The organism is Anoxybacillus sp. TBDG-1 (assembly GCF_054815885.1).
This window is the reverse complement of record NZ_JBTZSY010000040.1, coordinates 1-19,805: the sequence shown is the minus strand read 5'-3', so window position 1 is coordinate 19,805 and position 19,805 is coordinate 1. Positions and strand designations below refer to the sequence as shown.

At 41.4% G+C, this 19,805-nt stretch carries 18 protein-coding genes and 1 pseudogene; 5 read left to right on the top strand and 14 right to left on the bottom strand.

Features of this window, described 5'->3' with window-relative positions; translation table 11 throughout:
- Positions 1 to 160: 160 nt before the first annotated feature.
- From ACYQY7_RS11280 to ACYQY7_RS11270, 3 genes are read right to left on the bottom strand one after another with little or no spacing between them, the layout of a single operon-like run.
- Positions 161 to 1,831: an acyl-CoA dehydrogenase family protein gene (locus ACYQY7_RS11280; protein ID WP_461202116.1), complete on the bottom strand. Its 1,671-nt coding sequence runs from the start codon at positions 1,829 to 1,831 to the stop codon at positions 161 to 163.
- On the bottom strand, positions 1,809 to 3,338 hold the full coding sequence (locus tag ACYQY7_RS11275) for a class I adenylate-forming enzyme family protein (RefSeq protein WP_461202114.1): 1,530 nt from the start codon (positions 3,336 to 3,338) through the stop codon (positions 1,809 to 1,811). Before ACYQY7_RS11275 ends, ACYQY7_RS11280 begins: the two co-directional genes overlap by 23 nt.
- Positions 3,335 to 3,721 (bottom strand): MerR family transcriptional regulator, encoded by a 387-nt coding sequence (locus ACYQY7_RS11270; protein WP_461202112.1) that lies wholly within the window; start codon positions 3,719 to 3,721, stop codon positions 3,335 to 3,337. Before ACYQY7_RS11270 ends, ACYQY7_RS11275 begins: the two co-directional genes overlap by 4 nt.
- Positions 3,722 to 3,860: 139 nt before the next feature.
- Between ACYQY7_RS11270 and ACYQY7_RS11265 the strand changes: the two genes are divergently transcribed.
- A complete protein-coding gene (locus ACYQY7_RS11265; RefSeq protein WP_461202110.1) occupies positions 3,861 to 4,418 on the top strand; it encodes a Uma2 family endonuclease in 558 nt (185 codons plus the stop codon).
- A 38-nt stretch (positions 4,419 to 4,456) separates the two neighbouring features.
- Here the strand turns inward: ACYQY7_RS11265 and ACYQY7_RS11260 are convergent, their stop codons facing one another.
- Together ACYQY7_RS11260 and ACYQY7_RS11255 are read right to left on the bottom strand one after the other, a co-directional pair.
- The gene (locus tag ACYQY7_RS11260; protein WP_461202108.1) at positions 4,457 to 6,433 is read right to left on the bottom strand and encodes an acetoacetate--CoA ligase; all 1,977 of its coding nucleotides are present in this window, start codon (positions 6,431 to 6,433) and stop codon (positions 4,457 to 4,459) included.
- A gap of 111 nt (positions 6,434 to 6,544) precedes the next feature.
- Complete coding sequence (locus ACYQY7_RS11255) at positions 6,545 to 8,467, bottom strand: flagellar assembly protein A (RefSeq protein ID WP_461202106.1); 1,923 nt, start codon at positions 8,465 to 8,467, stop codon at positions 6,545 to 6,547.
- A gap of 117 nt (positions 8,468 to 8,584) precedes the next feature.
- Between ACYQY7_RS11255 and ACYQY7_RS11250 the strand changes: the two genes are divergently transcribed.
- Complete coding sequence (locus ACYQY7_RS11250) at positions 8,585 to 9,055, top strand: PCYCGC motif-containing (lipo)protein (protein ID WP_461202104.1); 471 nt, start codon at positions 8,585 to 8,587, stop codon at positions 9,053 to 9,055.
- Positions 9,056 to 9,080: 25 nt separating this feature from the next.
- Here the strand turns inward: ACYQY7_RS11250 and ACYQY7_RS11245 are convergent, their stop codons facing one another.
- Together ACYQY7_RS11245 and ACYQY7_RS11240 are read right to left on the bottom strand one after the other, a co-directional pair.
- Positions 9,081 to 10,310 (bottom strand): ABC transporter permease, encoded by a 1,230-nt coding sequence (locus tag ACYQY7_RS11245; RefSeq protein ID WP_461202103.1) that lies wholly within the window; start codon positions 10,308 to 10,310, stop codon positions 9,081 to 9,083.
- Positions 10,300 to 11,202 (bottom strand): ABC transporter ATP-binding protein, encoded by a 903-nt coding sequence (locus ACYQY7_RS11240; RefSeq protein WP_461202100.1) that lies wholly within the window; start codon positions 11,200 to 11,202, stop codon positions 10,300 to 10,302. The genes ACYQY7_RS11245 and ACYQY7_RS11240 overlap by 11 nt, the downstream gene beginning before the upstream one ends.
- A gap of 155 nt (positions 11,203 to 11,357) precedes the next feature.
- Here ACYQY7_RS11240 and ACYQY7_RS11235 point away from each other — a divergent pair, with 155 nt between their 5' ends.
- The 3 genes from ACYQY7_RS11235 (at position 11,358) to ACYQY7_RS11225 (ending at position 14,616) form a co-directional block, all read left to right on the top strand.
- On the top strand, positions 11,358 to 11,924 hold the full coding sequence (locus ACYQY7_RS11235; RefSeq protein WP_461202099.1) for a DUF1640 domain-containing protein: 567 nt from the start codon (positions 11,358 to 11,360) through the stop codon (positions 11,922 to 11,924).
- Between the two features lie 307 nt (positions 11,925 to 12,231).
- Entirely contained in the window at positions 12,232 to 13,353 is a 1,122-nt protein-coding gene (gene proB, locus ACYQY7_RS11230; RefSeq protein ID WP_461202097.1) for a glutamate 5-kinase, read from the top strand.
- Positions 13,354 to 13,374: 21 nt separating this feature from the next.
- Complete coding sequence (locus ACYQY7_RS11225) at positions 13,375 to 14,616, top strand: glutamate-5-semialdehyde dehydrogenase (RefSeq protein ID WP_461202095.1); 1,242 nt, start codon at positions 13,375 to 13,377, stop codon at positions 14,614 to 14,616.
- Positions 14,617 to 14,640: 24 nt separating this feature from the next.
- Here the strand turns inward: ACYQY7_RS11225 and ACYQY7_RS11220 are convergent, their stop codons facing one another.
- The 7 genes and pseudogenes from ACYQY7_RS11220 to ACYQY7_RS11190 all read right to left on the bottom strand — a co-directional run bounded on the left by ACYQY7_RS11220 (position 14,641) and on the right by ACYQY7_RS11190 (position 19,703).
- Positions 14,641 to 15,123: a hypothetical protein gene (locus ACYQY7_RS11220; protein ID WP_461202093.1), complete on the bottom strand. Its 483-nt coding sequence runs from the start codon at positions 15,121 to 15,123 to the stop codon at positions 14,641 to 14,643.
- A gap of 22 nt (positions 15,124 to 15,145) precedes the next feature.
- Positions 15,146 to 15,451, bottom strand: a pseudogene (locus tag ACYQY7_RS11215) (5'-3' exonuclease H3TH domain-containing protein); the annotation flags it as partial.
- Positions 15,452 to 15,566: 115 nt separating this feature from the next.
- A complete protein-coding gene (locus ACYQY7_RS11210) occupies positions 15,567 to 16,763 on the bottom strand; it encodes a YhgE/Pip domain-containing protein (protein ID WP_461202092.1) in 1,197 nt (398 codons plus the stop codon).
- Positions 16,764 to 16,840: 77 nt separating this feature from the next.
- On the bottom strand, positions 16,841 to 17,590 hold the full coding sequence (locus ACYQY7_RS11205; protein ID WP_461202091.1) for an alpha/beta fold hydrolase: 750 nt from the start codon (positions 17,588 to 17,590) through the stop codon (positions 16,841 to 16,843).
- Positions 17,591 to 17,718: 128 nt separating this feature from the next.
- Complete coding sequence (locus ACYQY7_RS11200) at positions 17,719 to 18,306, bottom strand: TetR/AcrR family transcriptional regulator (protein WP_461202090.1); 588 nt, start codon at positions 18,304 to 18,306, stop codon at positions 17,719 to 17,721.
- A gap of 265 nt (positions 18,307 to 18,571) precedes the next feature.
- Positions 18,572 to 19,405 (bottom strand): 5'-3' exonuclease, encoded by an 834-nt coding sequence (locus ACYQY7_RS11195; protein WP_461202089.1) that lies wholly within the window; start codon positions 19,403 to 19,405, stop codon positions 18,572 to 18,574.
- Positions 19,406 to 19,505: 100 nt separating this feature from the next.
- The gene (locus ACYQY7_RS11190; RefSeq protein WP_461202088.1) at positions 19,506 to 19,703 is read right to left on the bottom strand and encodes a hypothetical protein; all 198 of its coding nucleotides are present in this window, start codon (positions 19,701 to 19,703) and stop codon (positions 19,506 to 19,508) included.
- Positions 19,704 to 19,805: the final 102 nt, after the last annotated feature.

Below are 19,805 nucleotides of genomic sequence, written 5' to 3'. Positions count from 1 at the left end.
CTTTCGAATGTTGGATCGCACTTTCATTCTACAGGAGATCCACAGGCAAGGGCTATTTTTTTTTTGCTTACTCGATTTTATCTAGCACCACGGGTTTATACTTGTCTCCTAACATTCAAAACATATTAAAAAATCAATGAGCCGGCTTATTGCCGGCTTATTATACTCCCACTTCTTTCGTTTCACTCATGATTACATCAAAATAATGGACAGCTAGCATCTCTTGATCGAATAAATCGCTTCCCCAAATATGTTGTAAAAAGAGGCGGGCGATGAGTTCGTTTCGTTTGCTTTCTTTTGCTTCTTTTAACGCGACGACACTTAAATACAAGTCGCAAAGGCGGTTAGCAATTTTTTTGGCGTGATACGTTTGTACGTTTTCTGGCTGTCCGTGCAGTTGTTTTAGAGACTGTATGAGTTCATGCAACCCGCTTTCGACCGGCGCAGCAAATGCGCGTATTCCCGCAGGGAGCGCAGCGAGTTGTTCATTTATTGTTTGAATAAACGTTTCATGGACGCGATATTTACGGATGAGGCGCAGCACTTCAAGCCCTAAAATATTTGCTGTTCCTTCCCAGACGGTCAATACTTGGGCATCGCGAAGCAGGCGCGGCGTAACGAAATCTTCGATGTAGCCGTTTCCGCCGTGCATTTCAATTGCCTCATGAGCAAACGCAATCGCTTCTTCCGCTGTGCGCATTTTTAAAAGCGCAATTAACAAGCGATTCCACGCTTTCTCTTGTTCAGATGCTTGATCCGGCGTGCGCATCACACGGTCAAAAAAGGAAATTAACTCAAAACAAGCGCTCGTTTGCACTTCTTGACGCGCCGTTAAGTTTGCTAATGTTTCTTTTACCATCGGATACGATGTAAGTGTATGCCCAAACGCTTGACGATTAACCGCATATTGCTTCGCCTCTTCTAGCGCCCGCTTCATAATGCCAATCGAAGCGACAGCGTTGCAGACGCGCGATAAATTAAGCGCTTCCATCATATAATAAAACCCTTTTTTTGCATCGCCAATTAAATAGGCTTTTGCTCCTTCAAATACGACTTCCGCTGACGGCACAGCGCGAACACCAAGTTTATCTTTTAAACGCCGAATGTGAATGCGGTTTAATGTACCATCGTCGTTGCGCCACGGTACTAAAAATAAACTAAGCCCTTTTGTCCCTAGTTCGCTTCCGTCGATACGGGCAAGCACTAACGCAACACCGCACATGCCAGCATTGCTCGCAAAATATTTTTCTCCGTAAATGTTATAATGATCCCCGCACAAAACAGCGCGCACTTCATTGGCACCAACGTCTGAACCGCCTTGCCGCTCTGTTAAAAACGTCGCCCCTTCATACAGCTCGACTTCGCCAGTAGAAATGACGTGCGGCAAATATTTCGCTTTGATTTGTTCGTCCGCAAAATGTTCTAGTACGTACGCAGTCGCCATCGTTAACGTCACCGGGCAATAAAACCCCGGCTCGACTTGCGATAACACATAGCCTTGGGCATAAGAGTAAATGTAGTTGCCAACACGGCTAAGCTCAGGAATCGGCTTATGGACATATCCGACAATCCCCGTTTCGTACGTTTCTTTTACTGTTTGTTTGTATCCTTCGTTTACCCATATTTCAGAAATATCGTTGCCAAAACGGTCATATTTGATAAGACGCGGCTGTCCTTCGCGGTCTGTATGCACCGCGCGCCGATCGATATCGGTCATGCAAAGCTGCCAAAACTTCTCTAATTCTTCTTCCACATACGCATAAAACTCTGGATCTAAATATTTTTTCAAATTGGCGAATAAGTTCGCATCAACTTCTCGTAGCTGTTTCATTATGCATCCCTCTCAATACTTGTTTTAATATTTTTCCTGTCGCATTGCGCGGGAGTTCAGGAATGACTTCGTATAGTTTTGGAATTTTATATTCCGCAAGTTTACCAGATAAAAAACGTTTACATTCTTCCGCAAGCTGCTCGATCGGCTCTGTCGTGACAACAAACGCTTTCACCGTTTCCCCCCATTCTGGATGAGGCACACCAATAACCGCAACATCCACAATCGCTGGATGCAATCGCAGTTCATCTTCCACCTCTTTTGGGTAAACGTTCACCCCGCCAGAAATAATCATATCTTTTTTCCGATCAACGATCCAAATGTATCCGTCTTCGTCACGGCGTGCTAAATCGCCTGTATATAGCCAGCCGTTTTTGATCGTTTCCGCTGTTTTTTCTTCGTCCTTATAATAGCCTTTCATTGTTCCTTCTCCAGCTAAGACGATTTCACCAACCTCGCCTGGCGGAACTTCTTTGCCGTGTTCGTCGACAATTTTTACTTCGCAATGAAGGGCGGCATCTTTACCAACGCTCCCTTTCTTTTTCGCATGTTCTTCCGGTGATAAATACGTTCCGTTCGGTCCAGCTTCCGTTAATCCATACAAACACATCAGTCGATTCGTACGAAACTGTTTAGCGACAAATTGCACTTCATTTGCCGATAACGGTGCACCGCCATACGTCCAATATTGGACGGATGATAAATCGTATTCGTGAATACGTGGATGTTTTGCGGTGAGTAAATAAGCAACTGGTGCTCCAAAAAAGTGGGTAATTTCGTGTTGTGTGATTAGTTGTAACAATGCTTCTGGGGAAAACGTTGGTGATAACACATGGGTGGCCCCGACGTACATGCCGCCGACAAAAAATAAATGAAGCGGCGCGGAATGGCTAAGCGGCATTATGTGCAACAAGCGGCTATGCTTATCCATTTTCGTTTCAAGCGCCATCATAATGGCAACTGATAAAATATTTCGGTATGTGAACAAGACACCTTTCGGGCGACCTGTCGTTCCTGACGTGTATAAAATCGTCGCTTCGTCATCTTCTCTCAGCCGGCAAACGATTGGATCATTAGCTCCGTTTGCAACAAGCTGAGACAACGAGCACCAACCGTCTGTTGCGTCGCTTGTTTTGATCCAAATCACATTGACGTCATCCACAAGCGAGGCGAGTTCACGATAAATCCAATCGTGCGCGATAACAGCTTTTGCCTCGCTATGTTCGATTATATATTGCACTTCTTGAGCAGTTAACCGCGCATTGACTGGTACGATGATCGCACCAAGACGCAAGACGGCAAAATACGCATATACAAATTCTTTCGTATTTGGCATATACAGTACAACTTTATCCCCGCGTTTGATGCCGAGCGAAGCAAGTGAAGAAGCGAGCCGATTGACCGTATCGTCTACTTCTTGATAAGAAAGCGACATATCTCCATCAATTAGTGCCACTTTGTTCGGAAACTTTCGCGCATTGCGCGCTAACAACTCAGAAATGTTCATTCGGTCCCCTCCAATTTTTGTAATCGTTCACGAAAATCCTCCAAAATCGACTCCATTTCTTGTTTTAGCCGCATTAAGTCCTCAATTCGCTCCGTCACCTCCTTTAGCTTTTGCTCGCCGTATGTAATTGTTTTTTCAAGTTGTTTTCGACCGGTACGATCGTTGTCAAACAAACTAATCATTTCATGAATTTCTTCTAACGAAAAACCGAATCGTTTGCCGCGTAAAATGAGCTTTAACACCGCTCGATCTTTTTTCGTATATAGCCGTTGTCCCGACTCGGTGCGAATGGGTGAAATGAGCCCACGTTCCTCATAATAGCGAATCGTTCGTGTGCTAATATCAAACTTCTCAGCCAATTGGGAGATCGTATAATAGTTCATCGCTTCCACCTTTATTTTTTAATTTTCTGAATTTTATTTTAGTTTACGTTTACGTAAAAGTCAATGAGAAAGTTTTTTCCTAACAGAAATATATTTGCTATAATGATAACAACAATGTTCGGAAAAGGAGAATGACGCTATGGTCTTTCCGCAAGAGCGAAAACCGTTTACGTACGCAGAGTATGTACAGCTTAGCGACTGCGATCGTTACGAAATAATCGATGGGAAGCTTTACAACATGACACCTTCTCCTACTCCGAAACACCAACAAGTCGTCACGCTACCTAGCTCGGAATTTGTCACGCACTTCCGAGGAAAAACATGCCGTGTATTCGTTGCCCCGATCGATGTTTGTTTTTCTAATGACGAATGGGTTCAACCTGACATTGTCATCGTCTGCGATCCGAACAAAATTGGCGATGAACGCATTATTGGGACACCTGATGTCATTGTAGAAATGTTATCGCCATCTACCGCAAAAAAAGACCGTTTAATTAAAATTAAATATAGACGGTACGAACAAGCAGGGGGGCCCGAATATTGGATTGTTGCCCCCGTTCATGAGTATGTGGAAGTGCACGTGCTAAGAGACGGAGCATACCAGCTTCACGGTACGCATTTTAAAGGAGACGCAATTCCTGTTCATCTATTTGGACATTTTTTGATTCACGCAGATAATATTTTCCTCTCACAATAAAAAAGTTTAAGGCTGTTGCCAAACGGCAACAGCCTTGCTTATACGTTCGAACGTTCCCATTGTCTTGCGAGTTCGATGAAGAAAGAGAGCGATTCAGGGTTTGCTATTGAGCCGACGTTCACCGCTTTTTCAAGCGGGAAGCCTAGTAAAAGCTTGCGAATAGGAATTTCCATTTTCTTACCGTTTAACGTTTTTGGAATTTGTTCGACTTGATAAATGGCGTCAGGAATAAAGCGCGGTGATACGTGCGCTTTAATGGCTTCTTTTACTCGTTGTTTTAATGTGTCATCTAGCGCTACCCCTCGCTGAAGAACGACAAACAGTGGCATAAACGATTTCCGCCCCATCACTTCTAAGTCAATAACTAAACTGTCGAGAATGCCATCGACCGTTTCCACAGCGCGGTAAATTTCGCTCGTGCCCATACGCACGCCGGCGCGGTTAATCGTCGAATCGGAGCGTCCGTAAATGACGCAGCTTCCTTCGTCATCAATTTTAATCCAATCTCCATGTTTCCATACGCCTGGATACGTATCAAAATAGCTGTCGAGATAGCGGCGGTCGTTTTCGTCGTTCCAGAAAAAGAGCGGCATCGACGGCATCGGTGCCGTGATGACTAACTCGCCAACTTCATTGACCAGCGAATGTCCATGTTCATCAAACGCCTGTACGTTTGCCCCAAGCGAACGGCATTGAAGCATCCCTGCACGAACCGGCAGTATTGGAGACCCACCAACAAACGCGGTACATACATCCGTTCCACCACTACATGAGACGAGCCAAACATCTTTTACATGTTCATACACCCAAAGAAACCCTTCGGTCGTCAGCGGCGACCCTGTCGAAAGAACCGCTTGCAAATGTGAAAAATCGTAGGCTTCTTTCGGTGGAATGTCTTGTTTCATGCAGACGTTAATAAACGCTGCACTTGTGCCAAAATGCGTGATTTTCGCTTTTTCGGCAAGCTCCCATAAAACGTTGGCATCAGGAAACGTTGGGCTCCCGTCATACAACACAACCGTTGCCCCGACTAATAACCCGCCAATTAAAAAGTTCCACATCATCCATCCCGTAGTTGTATACCAGAAAAATGTGCTATCCCGCCCAATATTGTATTCAATCGATAAAATTTTTAAATGCTCTAATAAAATGCCGCCATGCCCTTGCACGATTGGCTTTGGCAGTCCGGTCGTCCCAGAAGAATATAAAATCCAAAGTGGATGAGAAAACGGCACTTGTTCATACACAAGCTCGCCTTCCTCTTGCAATATGTCCGTCCATAATAAAACAGAATCGTCCCACGCGCTTACATCGTCACATAAATACGGAACGACAATCGTCTTTTTTAACGATGGAAGCTTTTCTTGCAACTCTTTCACAACAGGCACTTTATCAAACGTTTTCCCGTTATATTGGCAACCGTCCACCGCAAATAAAATCGTCGGCTCAATTTGTTGGAAGCGATCGATGACGCTGTTGGCACCAAAATCAGGTGAGCAGCTTGACCAAATCGCACCAATGCTCGCGCACGCTAAAAACGCAACAACGGTTTCCGGAATATTCGGCATATAAGCAACGACGCGGTCTCCTTGTTTGACGCCAAGTTTTTTCAGTGCCGAAACGACCGACGCTGTTTGTTGTTTTAACTGTTCCCACGTCATTTCACGAAGCGAAACGCGTTCGGAATGAAATAAAAGCGCTGTTTTTTCGTGCGTATGGCGAAAAATATGTTCCGCATAATTTAACCGCGCCCCCGAAAACCAGTTTGCCCGCGGCATTTTTCGCTCTTCTAACACACATGTATACGGTGTAGACGACTGAACATCACAATACTCCCACACCGTTTCCCAAAATTGCTCAAGGTTCCCGACCGACCATTTCCATAGTGCCGTATACGAATCAAACGCAAGCCCCTTTCTCGCTTGTAGCCAATCCATGTATTTTCTCACGCTTGATTGTTCGATTTGTTCTTTCGTCGGTGTCCATAAAATATCTCCGTCCGTAACCGCTTTCATTTTCCAACCTCCTTTTAAAAAGAAAGAAAATTAAGAACATTTACATTATACTATATGATCATCCGAAAAATATATAAAAAGGCGCACCGCTTTCGCTAGCAATGCGCCATTTTATCCAAATACAATTTCATTCCGCTCATCGTCCCATCTCATTTCAACATATTTTTTTTCTTCATAAAATGTATACGTTTTTTTACCAAATTGCACAACTGTTCCTTCCCACGCATGTTCAATATAAATCATCTCCCCTTTCGGCACAGCTAGTACGGTCTTAATGCCAAGCGAAGATCCGACTTCTTTGATTTTCATCCCTTTTTGCGCATACGCTTCCCCACCGCGCAATACTCCATGAACAGTCAACGTTCCCCCAGCGTAAATATTGCAATTATAACAACCTTTCCCTGTAACAATCACGTCACCACTTCCATGAATAACGCTATTTAAGGCATACGAAAGTTCAATCGCGTCATTTTCTTCGCGATCATATTGTCCAATAAATGTATTGAGTTCACGAAGCAAGTTTGCCATGCCCTCTAAGCAATGGAAATGGTTTGGGCGATCCGCAAGCAACCAACCTTCCAGCTGCGAACCGATATCGAACCATTGTTCACCAATTTGTTCACGCTTTTGTTCACACATCGTTTTATACTGTTTCATCGCCTCCGTCATCGTTTGGAACTTACTTTCAAGCAATCTTTTTGTAAGTGGATAAATATTTTTTTCGTCAATTTTTGACATGACCATTAGTTGTTGAATGGCAACAATCATTCGCTCGAGTGAATGGCGAATTTGTTGTAATAAACCAACGAGCTGCGTAACAATCATTTTATTTTCTCCTGATGTAACTGTTCCGCCAATGACGTTTTGTTGAATAAAAATGGATTGTTGCGCACGAATTTTGGCTCGATTGACATTTTGTAAAATCATAATACTACCGAGCGCTTCAACGACCATTTCATCTTGAACGTTACCTGTAATTTCAACATCGCCTTTAAAATGAATGTTTCCTACCGATAAATCGACATCACCTTGATGAACGAGCTTTGGAATAATGGAGACAACGACCGTTTTTCCTTTTTTCGCAATTTGTGGTCTTCCGCCTGTCGTTGCTAAAATGCGATTGTCATCCATTGTTACGCCTTTACCAAGTTTAATCATGACTGGATGCACTTCACGAACAGGAATCACTTCATTGGTGACCGTTAATCCCGGCTTTCCGGGCTGCGGAGGATGAACAATCGCGATTAAGTCGCCCTCGCCGACCGTCGCGATTGTTTCCATTTCACGGTAATCAACCGTTCCATCCTCACGAACCTTTGGTTTTTTTCTTCCTTCCCCTACTTTCACTTCTACCCAACCGTCTTTTCCTTCGGTCGGTTCAATTCCTTTGGCAATGACAACGGTTACTTTTTTCTCGGAATACAACGCTTCACGAATCGCCTCTTCGCTCACTCCATAAACAATTCCTAACTCTTGCAGTTTCGCCATTACTTGTTCATATGACACATCATAAATGAGCTCATTCTCCATTTTCGCTTGTATATGTAATTTGTTAGATGGTTGCTGATCTTCGAGTACATATCGGCGTCGTATCCCAGGTGCAAACGTCAATGTTGCCTCTAACTTTCTAGCATCTATGTCAATTTTCCAAACTGATTGGGCAATACTTTCTTCTTTTGGATAAATGCGAACGTCGTCTCCTTCTTGTAACGTGATTGTTCCTTCGATTACTTCTCCATTATATAAACAAATGACACCTTCGCCAATTACAATCGTTGGGCTTACGTCTAAACATTCATAATGGAATTCCCCATTTTGAATCCATGCTTTTCCTTCGTTCCGTTGAACAGCTTGTTCTATTTTTTGCTTCTTCGTTAGTCGGACAATGGCAGGTTGTGAAACGATGCCAAATAACTTTTTACGCTCTTGTTGAATGATTTCGATCTCTACATCTTCGCGCGTTGTTTGAAGCTGTTTTAGACCATTTTCAATGGCCTCTTCTACCGTTTGTCCTTTCACTTCAATGTACTCCATCCTTTTCCCGCCTTTTTTCTTATCATTTACTGTTGTTTTTATTATAATAGTAAAAAGATAAAAGAAATAGTGAAAAAAGTCGGAAACCTCTATCATTTTAGAAAAAGGATGGTTGAAATGAAAAAACGATTGATGTTTAGCACGATACTTTCTGCCAGTTTATTGTTTAGTGGATGTGCACAAGAAAAAAATGATCATGCCATAGAACATCAAGCAAGCGATATACGCGAAGAAACGGCTTCCATTCATCGTTTGCCGTCTTTTTTAGCCAAACATAACGAATCTATGGCACATTTATACGAACAGGCCGCCAAACATCAAAAGTTGCTAGAAAACATTCCTTGTTATTGTGGGTGCGGTGAGTCAGTCGGTCATGAAAACAATTATGATTGTTTTGTATATGAAAATAAAAGCGATGGTGCAGTCATTTGGGACGACCATGCGACAAAATGCGGAGTTTGTTTAGAAATCGCAGCCATTTCAATCGAGCAATATGAAAAAGGTATGTCTGTGAAAGACATTCGCCGACTTATTGATGAAACATATAAAGAAGGCTATGCTAAACCGACACCGACAAAGCCGATGTAAAAAACCGAGCATGTCGCTCGGCTTTTTATTTTTTCGTTAATTGCCATGCCCGCTTGAGATCTTTCCATGAAGATGCTTGATTATACATAAGCACGCCACCACGATATATTTTTGAACCAAACACAAATAAAAAGGCAATTGTCCCGACAAGTAAAACAATACTAAGGGCGATTTCCCAAGTCGGAACGTGTAACATTCCGATTCGTAAAAACATAATCATTGGAGCAAAAAACGGAACAAAAGACATCGCTGTAATAAACGGGGATTCCGGTGCATTCAAACCAAACATCGCCATAATAAATGCCGCAACTACAAGCATTGTTACAGGACCAGCCATTTGTTGCACTTCTTCTACTCGGCTAACAATCGAACCAAGCACAGCAAATAACATGGCATATAACAAGTAACCGAGCAAGAAAAAGACAATTCCGTATGTGATTAAGGAAATTGGTAACTCTTCCATTCCGAGTAACTGACTTAACATAGCACTATTTTGCAGTGATGTATAACCGACAGCGAAAATCACAACAAACTGCGTCAAACTCAACAAAGCAATTCCTGAAATTTTTCCGAATAATTGTTGAATTGGTGAAGTGCTTGAAATTAAAATTTCCATAATGCGAGATGATTTTTCTGTTGCCACTTCCATCATAATCATACTTCCGTACATTAACACGAACATATACATCGCAAACAGTAAAACATACACGATCGCTCTAGCTTGTTCTAATTGTTCTTCTGTCTTTGCGTGTTTTTCAAGCGCTACTTTTTCTATCGCAATCGGTGCATATAATGCATTGATTTGGTCATATGTTAATCCGATTTGTTTCGCCATCATCGCAATTTTTACTTGTTGTAGTGCTTGCTCAATTTCATGAGTGACATCGCTATCTGCAATATTTTTCGCATAATATGCTACTTTCGGCTGTCCACTTTGTACATGAAGTACAATATACGCATACCACTTTTCTGTTTGAACATATTTTTTTGCTTGTTCTTCGTTTTCATCATGGCGAACAAGTTTTATTTCTTTATTTGACTGCATTTGTGCTTGCAGTGCTTCGTACCATCCGTTCGTTTGATCAATCACACCGATCGTTTTTTGACCATTATCGCTAAACGCTTCAATGATGCGGTCTAATTGACCAATACCAAATATAATGATAGTAGTAATCACCGTTGAAATGAAAAAAGACTTTGATTTTAATTTTGTCATATACGTATGAGCAAAAACAATCCAAAATTTATTGTTCATACGCTGCACCTACTTTCTCAATAAAAATGTCATTCAGCGATGGTTCCTCTAATGAAAACGTGCGAATAAATCCTTTTGCATAAATATGTTCAAGGATACGTTGCGATACACTTTCATCTGCTACTTGTAAGCGAACTCCTTCAACCATTTTCTCCATTTTCAATACGCCTGGAACTTCTGTTAACGTTTCAAACGGTAACTCTCCGTGAATGATCACATTTTTCTTGCCGAAAGATCTCTTTAACTCTTTCATTGATCCGTGCACAATCGGTTTTCCTTTATGCATAATACATATATGTTCACATAGTTGCTCGACATGTTCCATCCGATGGCTTGAAAAGACGATTGTTGTTCCTTGTTGCTGTAAGTCAATTACTGCCTCTTTTAACATTTCTACATTTACCGGATCTAATCCGCTAAACGGTTCGTCTAAAATAAGTAATTGTGGACGGTGTAACACCGCAGCGATAAATTGAATCTTTTGTTGATTTCCCTTTGATAGTTGCTCTACTTTTTGATTTTCATATTGTGGTATTTTAAAACGCTCAAGCCAATAACGCATTTCTTTTACAATCTCTTCTTTATGTAATCCTCGTAATCTTCCTAAATAAATGAGTTGTTCTTTTACTTTTAGTTTTGGATACAATCCCCTTTCTTCCGGCAAATACCCAATGAGATGACTATGCTTATACGTGATGCGCTCGCCGCTCCATGTAATCTCCCCTTTCGTTGGTTCAAGCAATCCTAAAATCATTCGAAACGTCGTCGTCTTTCCCGCTCCGTTCGCTCCGAGAAATCCGAACATGTGCTGTTCTGGAATACATAATGTCACATCATCTACTGCTGTAAACGAACCAAACTGTTTTGTCACATGCTGTAACACTAACCCCATGTTTTCCACTCCTTTCTCTTTTATTCCATTATAACGTATAAATGTAGGTAAAAGTTTCATACATTTACTTTTTTATGTTAAAAAATGATGAGAAACATATTTCTTTCTTGTCCATCATTCATTTATAATGGCAAGTAGAGGGGAGGTGAATCGAAGTGGAGAAAGAAACAATTGTAAAAGAAATTGTGAAAGCGCTCGAGCTATTCTCGGACAACATTCATCACGAAATGAAGGAAATGAGCAATCAACTCCGTACTGAAATGCAGGAAATGGGTAACCAACTTCGCTCTGAAATGCAAGAAATGGGACAGCAGCTTCGAGCTGAAATGCAAGAAATGGGCAACCAACTCCGTACTGAAATGCAGGAGATGGGCAACCAACTTCGAGCTGAAATGCAGGAAATGGGCAACCAACTCCGTACTGAAATGCAGGAGATGGGACAGCAGCTTCGAGCTGAAATGCAGGAAATGGGCAACCAACTCCGAACTGAAATGCAGGAGATGGGACAGCAACTTCGAATAGAAATTCGTGGTGTAGAAAGCAAATTAGAAGCGAAAATCGATGCCGTTAAACAAGAAATGTGTGAACAGTTTGAACAGCTAAATGAAAAAGTTGATCAACTACGCGATGATCTAACCGACACGCAAGAAACTGTCGATTTGCTTTCTTCCAAAACACTCCAACACGAGCGAAAACTTCGTCTTTTATCTAAACAGTCGTAAAATCCATTGACATCTTCGCTTTTTTGTTTCATAATTCTGAAAAAAAGTATATATGGAACGAGGTACGGGACGAGTAAACCGATGGAATGTGCCAGAGAATGGAATCCATAGGCTGGAAGGTTCCTCACGGAAAGTCGGTTGAACCTACCCTATACGGCCGCTTATGCAAACATAAGCCGTTTCCCTACGTTACAGGGTAAGAGGTGGGCGCAATTGCGCCAAAAAAGGTGGTACCGCGGAAACAACGCTTTTCCGTCCTTTTCTGTAAGGGCGAAAAAGCGTTTTTTATTTTGTGGAAAGGGGTGAAATGGTGAGAAAAAAGCGAATCGTCGTCAAAATTGGCAGTAGCTCGTTAACTGAAAAAAACGGAACGCTTTCAGAACAAAAACTACGCGAACATGTCGAAGCACTTGCGTATATGAAACAACTCGGACATGACGTCATTCTCATTTCCTCTGGCGCAGTCGCTGCCGGGTTTGGGTTGCTCGGGTATCGTTCGCGACCAAAAACAATCGCTGGAAAACAAGCAGCCGCAGCTGTCGGGCAAGGAATGCTGATGCAAAGCTACATTTCCGCCTTTCGTTCGTTTCATATCGTTACCGGACAATTGTTGTTAACGCGCGCAGATTTTTACGACCGCGAGCGATTTCGCAATTTGTTTGCGACAATTTCTACGTTGCTTGACCGCGGGGTGCTTCCGATTATTAACGAAAACGACTCCGTTTCTGTTGAAGAGTTGACGTTTGGGGATAACGATTTATTGTCTGCTTTGGTGAGTGGATTTTTGCATGCGGATGCCCTCATCATTTTAACGGACATTAACGGGCTATATGACCAACACCCAAGCGACCCGAAAGCGAAAAAATATCATTTTCTCTCTGAGATTACCGACGAACTAATAGAACAAGCAGGCGAAAGCGGGTCAACGGTTGGAACAGGCGGAATGAAATCGAAGCTGCTTGCAGCGCAAAAGGCGCTTTCTTTCGGCGTCAGCGTCTTTATCGGCACCGGGAAAGGAACAGAAAAGCTCAAACATATTTTAGAAGGAAAAGGCGACGGGACGTATATCGGCACTCCTTTTCACGGACATATGCAAACACGGAAACAATGGATTGCCTATCACTCAAAGGTGGCTGGAACGATTGAAATTGATGAAGGAGCAGAAAGCGCCCTTTTGCATAAAGGAAAAAGTTTGTTGCCTGCTGGAGTAACAAATGTGTTCGGTTCGTTTCAAGCGCTCGATGTCGTCAACGTTGTCAATCAAAAAGGCGATGTGATTGCTAGAGGGCAAGTATATTATGCTGCGGATGACTTACAAAAAGTAAAAGGAATGGCAAGTGAACACGCAAAACAATATTCTTTCCACCACCGCCCAGAAGTTATTCATCGCGATCATTTAGTTTGCTTAAAAAGGACGCCTGTCCGCTAAAAATGAAAGGGGCGAAAACAGATGAACGAATTATTAACAAAAGCGAACATGTTAAAACAAGCCGCGAAACGTTTAGCGATTTTATCAACGGAAGAAAAAAACGAGGCGCTTTCGATGATCGCGGAAGCGTTGATTGCGCAAATGCCGTACATTTTACAAGAAAATGAAAAAGATATGGCGATCGGAAAAGAAAACGGGCTCTCCCCTTCCTTACTTGACCGGCTGCAACTTACCGAAGAACGCATTCAACAAATCGCTGATGGGGTTCGCCAAGTCATCAACTTGCCAGATCCGATTGGAGAAACGATCGACCGATGGACGCGACCAAACGGGCTCCTATTAAAACAAATTCGCGTGCCGCTTGGCGTTGTCGGCATGGTGTACGAAGCGCGTCCGAATGTGACGGTCGATGCAGCTAGCCTTTGCTTAAAAACGGGAAATGCCGTCTTGTTGCGCGGCAGTTCTTCCGCTATTCACTCGAATAAAGCGCTTGTTTCCGTTATGCAACAAGCATTAAAACAGTCGAAAATTCCGACAGATGCCATTCAATTGTTAGAAGATACAAGCCGTGAAACGGCACAACATATGTTTCGCTTGAAAGAATATGTAGACGTTCTCATCCCACGCGGCGGCGCTGGTCTTATTCAATCCGTCGTCGAAAATGCAACGATTCCTGTGTTAGAAACAGGTGTCGGCAATTGCCATATTTTTATCGACGACTCTGCTGAAAAAGAAATGGCGATTGACATTGTCATAAACGCTAAGCTGCAACGTCCATCCGTCTGCAATGCGGTCGAGACGGTGGTTGTTCATAAACAATGGCCATATATAAGTGCGTTGCTTGAAACGTTGCATGAAAAAGGAGTCGAATTGCGTGCTGACAAACAACTTGCGGCTACATATCCGTTCGTTTGTGAGGCAAAAGAAGAAGATTGGGCAACCGAATTTTTAGCACCCATTTTAGCGGTGAAGCTCGTTGAAACGATCGATGAAGCGATTGAACATATTGAACGCTACGGTACGAAACATTCGGAAGCGATTATTTCTGAATGCAAGGAACACGTGGAACAATTTTTCGCGCGCGTCGATGCCGCTGTATTGTACCATAACGCCTCCACCCGCTTCACCGACGGCGAACAGTTCGGATACGGCGCGGAAATCGGCATTAGCACACAAAAACTGCACGCCCGCGGCCCAATGGGTTTGCGCGCCATCACGACAACAAAAACGCTCGTGTATGGAAATGGGCAAGTGCGGACATAAAAACCAGCCTCTATATGGGGCTGGTTAAAACATATTCAACAACTTTTTCCACTGTTCATAATACACATCTTTCGGGACTCGATACCATGTGTGAATTTTATTATGCTCGCTACAAAACTCATCGCCTTCTAAAACATACACATAGTCACGCTTTTCGAAAATAATAATATGCCAACCTTGTTCAAGGTCAAAAAAAGGGCGATCAATTGTGCCGATCGGAATATCATGTTCATCCCACATCCCCAAAAATTCCTCTGCAAAATCCCACCATGGAAATGTAGTAAGAATTTCATTTCGTTTTGCGCTATAAAAGTAAATATGTTTTCCCCATGTTTTGTTACTCTTAGCCGTTATTAAAATTTCAAAATCAGCAATGATAGGAAAAGACTTTAGATCTAATGCCCTTAAGGTAGACTCGTCTACGTTCGTTAGCACTTTTTTATTGTTCAACGTCCGGCTTTTTCTGCGACAATGAAAAAATCCACTTTTTGTCCCTTCCACTAACATACATATTCTCCTCTACTTCGTCCTACCGAATGGCTTCTAATACTTCCGCAAACCGCTTGCGCTCTCCATTCCATTTCGCTTCTTCCAATCGTAAGGAAATCGGAATGTCGCAATGGATGGCCGCAAGTTTTCGCGACAAATGAAGCAAATCGAGATGTTCCGTTATTTTTTGTTGCTGTGCGTTTGTTAAGTTCGCTACGTTTGCCAAAATTCCTTCAATCGTGCCGTATTGTTGAATGAGTGTAAACGCTTGCTTTTCCCCGATGCCGCGCACACCTGGGTAATTGTCGCTTGCATCGCCCATGAGCGCTTTCACATCGATGAACTCCGAAATCGAATTAGCACAAATGAATGTTCCAGCACACTTTTATTCTACAAGAGATCCGCAGGCAAGGACTATTTTTATGCTTACTCAATTTTATCTAGCACCACGGGTACCTCACTCACATTTTCTTGGTTTTAAATCTCCCCGACATAGAAAATATAATTTGTATCGAAACAGCCATTGCTAACAATACCAAAATGAGTATACTTAAATGTTTCAAGTCTGAACCAAGGTCTCCACCGCCATAAATCAAGCTAAAATAACTGCTTACACCATAAGTTGCAGGAAGTAGATTACCAAGCTCATAATAAAAAGATGGTAATAATTCACGCGGAACCATCGCTCCTGAACTTGCAATTTGAATTGCTGTTAAAGCAATGTTAAAAATCATACCTGGTATTCCAAATAACATAACGAAAACTTGAGATAAAAGTAAGAAGCTAAAGAAAAGAATAGACTGAAATCCCCATAAAACAAAAAAGTTATGATTCAATTCAACATGAAACAGATTCATTAAAAAGATGCTTAATAGCGAGACCACAAACGCTAATAAAACATTAATCACCTGCCTAGCGATAAAAAGGGAAAATTGACGATGCTCATTAATTAATTTGCCATTTGCGAGCTGCAAATATTGGCTAATAAGCATAGCACTAATATAGGAGGCTAATACAACTAATAACGGAACCATCGTAATAGCAAATCCTTCTTTTTCATTTGCCTTCACTATATTTGCTACTATAGGATCAATCTTCATATTTTCCTGCATCAAATCGACAACTTGAGTGGCTATGTCCTCAACCATCACTTTCATTTCTTCATTAGGAACTTTTTCTGCGACTAACTGTGGAATTCTTTTGGTTATCTGTGTGTTTACTGTTTCTCTAAATTGATCGTTGAGGGCATCATTCATCTTATTCGCTGCTTTTTCCATCATTTGTTTCGTTAAAGTTGGAGTAGCCTGATTAATATAATAATCAATTGTTATATTCTCATTGGCTGTCAACTTTTCTATTATTCTATTAGGGAGATGAATAACCATATTGACGTTTCGCTTATCTAAAGCTTCGAGTGCCTGATTTAATTCATCAAACACTTTTAATTGAAATAAATTTCTATCTTCCACCTCCTTTATGATTTCCCCACCCAGCTTATCATCATTACTAACAATCCCTACTGAAAATTGATTTGTTCGATCATAGACACCATCATAGGCAGTTAACCATACAGTAACAAATATAAGTTGAAAAGCAATCGCTGCGGCAATTCCTACTAATGTTTCTTTCTGTTTGAAAAAATTTTTAATTATTTTCATCTATGCTCCCTCCCTTTAATACTTTAATCACAAGTTAAATGACTGACCGTCAGTCTTCATGGGTTAACATGAATTAATTACGTATGATATGTTAACACGCTCTTTATAAAACTCTCTACATATTTCCAAAATTCTTCAGGTTTTTCCATCATAGGGCTATGACCGCTATTTTCAATAACTTTTAGTTGTATTTGCGAATTGAGAGAAATGGAACCCTCCCAAAGTTCAAGTGGCGAAACATTATCTTGATCTCCCCATAATAGTAATATTGGACGCTCTATTTTTGGCAAAATTAACTTAGCGTCATAGTTATCTGCTTCCTTTGCCAATCGAATCATATTTAGAAAGTTACGCTTATCACTAAAGAACTCCGCCACAAGAGCTAGTTGGTCATTAGTGATACATTGTTGATTTACGAATAACTTCTCTTTTAAATCAACAAACCACTCTTCCAACCTTTCCTTGCTTCCTATTTTCGGTGGTCCAATCCCTAGATTAGCGCTCCCCATACCTGGTGCGCCACTTACAACGATTGCAGCCACTTTTTCCGGGATTGATGCAGCTAAATCCATAGCAAGCAGACCACCCAAGGAATTACCTATAACAATTGCTTTATATTTAATGAACTCATCTAAAAATTTGATTACCATTTCACGTAAATGACTAATTTTATGACCATAAGCCGCAAGTGGATCTCGTAGACGAATAATATTGTATTCAGTTTTAGAAAAATATGAAATAACATCTTCCCATATCCAATCCCCAGCAAATAAGCCAGAGATAAATAATATAGGGATTCCGTTTCCTTCTGATTTGAAACTTTCCATACCTTCCTCCCTCCTTTGTCCTCGACTGACGGTCAGTCATATTGGTATTATATCCCACTTTCTGATAACAATCAAGCATACGATCCATGAAAATAAAATCCATCATCGCTCACAAATGCATCTTGAAGTTACATCATAGTCCTACAAAGCGACTTTCTCAACAATAAATCAATAGTATGAAGATAGTCATCTATACAGCAGTCTGAATGATAAACAAAACATTCGTGTGCTACATGCTCGACCATGCCAACAATTAGTATGGCGGTCATTTCAGCATTCAAATGGCTGTCGAATTCTCCTGATTTTTGACCATTTTCGATTAGTTTTTTTAAAAAATGATAGTAGGGTCTCCGAATTTCTTTTTCTACTTTCCACTGGTCAGTTTTAAATGCACTAACTGCATTGAACATAGGAAAAACATCATGGTAACTTTTCATGACATTAAATGCTGTTTTAATAACTTCGATCAGTTTTTCAAAGTGGTTACCCTTTAAGTTGATTACTTTTTCAGCTTCTGAAAGTATTTTCCCTTGCATCTCACGAACTAAGGCAAGAACTAAATCTAATTTAGAAGGAAAGTATATATAAAAAGTACCTTTTGCAACACCCGCCATTTGAGCTATTTCAGACACCTTTGTATCATCGAACCCTTTCTCCGCAAAAACATTTCGTGCAGCAGCTAAAATTTCCTGATAACGCTCATTTTTTCCTGTCATTTGATGCTTAACCTCCCCATATCAAGACTTCTTGGCATATTAAGGTGCAAAAAATATATTTCCACAAAAGTCATTACATGCTGACCTTCCAATGTTGGTATTTATCGAAAAAAATTTGGCATAAAATGTTGGTTTCCATGATATCAAAATACCATAGTTCTATAAAAAATCAAGTACGCCTTTTGATGAAGGGACATTGAAAAATATTTTTTAAACCAATAACACATAAAACCCAGCCTCTATGTAGGGCTGGTTCTCTTACATCTTACCGAATGGCTTCTAATACTTCCGCAAACCGCTTGCGCTCTCCATTCCATTTCGCTTCTTCCAATCGTAAGGAAATCGGAATGTCGCAATGGATGGCCGCAAGTTTTCGCGACAAATGAAGCAAATCGAGATGTTCCGTTATTTTTTGTTGCTGTGCGTTTGTTAAGTTCGCTACGTTTGCCAAAATTCCTTCAATCGTGCCGTATTGTTGAATGAGTGTAAACGCTTGCTTTTTCCCGATGCCGCGCACCCCTGGGTAATTGTCGCTTGCATCGCCCATAAGCGCTTTCACATCGACGAGCTGCTGTGGTTGAATCCCTTTTTCTTCAATAAAGCGTTCGAGCGTATACACCTCGTAGTTGCCGATGCCTTTTGCCAACAAATAGACAGTGACACGCTCTGAAAGAAGCTGAAACAAATCGCGGTCTCCGGTCACAATCGAAATGCGCATCTCATCACGATATTGCTTTACAAGCGAGCCGATGCAATCGTCCGCTTCGGCACCGAGCACGCCGATATTCGGAACACCGAGCATTGCTACCACTTCTTTCGCTAAATCAAATTGCGGAACTAATTCACACGGCAGCTCCCCACGATTCGCTTTATAGTCTGGAAACCATTCCGTGCGAAACGTCGTACTTCCCATATCCCAACAACAAACAACATGCGTTGGTTGAAGTACATTTGTCGCCGCTTCGATTTGTTTCACTACCCCATATACCGCATTCGTCGGCACCCCACGGCTATTCATCATCCAACGTGGTGCTGTCGCATAAAACGACCGAAACAATAACGCCATTCCATCAATTAATAACAAATGTCCTCGTTCCATCTTCGTTGTCCTTTCTATGTATCGATGCAACAAGTATAACAAAAAACCATCCAGTATAGGATGGCGGAAACGTTCAAAAATATTTTGTGCAACGTATCATTTATTGCAAACGTCTTTTTAAAAAACGAACTAGCTTCATGATCGAACATACAATAACAAATACGACACCGTAAACAACGACAAAAATAACAATACCTTTTAACAAAAGAAGTAAAATGCCTTTCCAACCTTCTTTAGACCAACTAATATACAAAAGACATACAAGAAATGCAAAGAAAGCAATGTAACTTTTTTTCATGTTATTTCCTCTTTCACACTCTGAAGTCATAAGTAGATAAAACATCGTTAACTCGAAAACCAAATGTTTTTATTTCTAAATCGTACTCTAGATTGAAGGGCA

Excerpts from the sequence above, each read along its gene's own strand:
- ACYQY7_RS11280 (WP_461202116.1), bottom strand. The coding sequence starts at position 1,831 with ATGAAACAGCTACGAGAAGTTGATGCGAACTTATTCGCCAATTTGAAA.
- ACYQY7_RS11275 (WP_461202114.1), bottom strand. The coding sequence starts at position 3,338 with ATGAACATTTCTGAGTTGTTAGCGCGCAATGCGCGAAAGTTTCCGAAC.
- ACYQY7_RS11270 (WP_461202112.1), bottom strand. The coding sequence starts at position 3,721 with ATGAACTATTATACGATCTCCCAATTGGCTGAGAAGTTTGATATTAGC.
- ACYQY7_RS11265 (WP_461202110.1), top strand. The coding sequence starts at position 3,861 with ATGGTCTTTCCGCAAGAGCGAAAACCGTTTACGTACGCAGAGTATGTA.
- ACYQY7_RS11260 (WP_461202108.1), bottom strand. The coding sequence starts at position 6,433 with ATGAAAGCGGTTACGGACGGAGATATTTTATGGACACCGACGAAAGAA.
- ACYQY7_RS11255 (WP_461202106.1), bottom strand. The coding sequence starts at position 8,467 with ATGGAGTACATTGAAGTGAAAGGACAAACGGTAGAAGAGGCCATTGAA.
- ACYQY7_RS11250 (WP_461202104.1), top strand. The coding sequence starts at position 8,585 with ATGAAAAAACGATTGATGTTTAGCACGATACTTTCTGCCAGTTTATTG.
- ACYQY7_RS11245 (WP_461202103.1), bottom strand. The coding sequence starts at position 10,310 with ATGAACAATAAATTTTGGATTGTTTTTGCTCATACGTATATGACAAAA.
- ACYQY7_RS11240 (WP_461202100.1), bottom strand. The coding sequence starts at position 11,202 with ATGGGGTTAGTGTTACAGCATGTGACAAAACAGTTTGGTTCGTTTACA.
- proB (WP_461202097.1), top strand. The coding sequence starts at position 12,232 with ATGGTGAGAAAAAAGCGAATCGTCGTCAAAATTGGCAGTAGCTCGTTA.
- ACYQY7_RS11225 (WP_461202095.1), top strand. The coding sequence starts at position 13,375 with ATGAACGAATTATTAACAAAAGCGAACATGTTAAAACAAGCCGCGAAA.
- ACYQY7_RS11220 (WP_461202093.1), bottom strand. The coding sequence starts at position 15,123 with ATGTTAGTGGAAGGGACAAAAAGTGGATTTTTTCATTGTCGCAGAAAA.
- ACYQY7_RS11210 (WP_461202092.1), bottom strand. The coding sequence starts at position 16,763 with ATGAAAATAATTAAAAATTTTTTCAAACAGAAAGAAACATTAGTAGGA.
- ACYQY7_RS11205 (WP_461202091.1), bottom strand. The coding sequence starts at position 17,590 with ATGGAAAGTTTCAAATCAGAAGGAAACGGAATCCCTATATTATTTATC.
- ACYQY7_RS11200 (WP_461202090.1), bottom strand. The coding sequence starts at position 18,306 with ATGACAGGAAAAAATGAGCGTTATCAGGAAATTTTAGCTGCTGCACGA.
- ACYQY7_RS11195 (WP_461202089.1), bottom strand. The coding sequence starts at position 19,405 with ATGGAACGAGGACATTTGTTATTAATTGATGGAATGGCGTTATTGTTT.
- ACYQY7_RS11190 (WP_461202088.1), bottom strand. The coding sequence starts at position 19,703 with ATGAAAAAAAGTTACATTGCTTTCTTTGCATTTCTTGTATGTCTTTTG.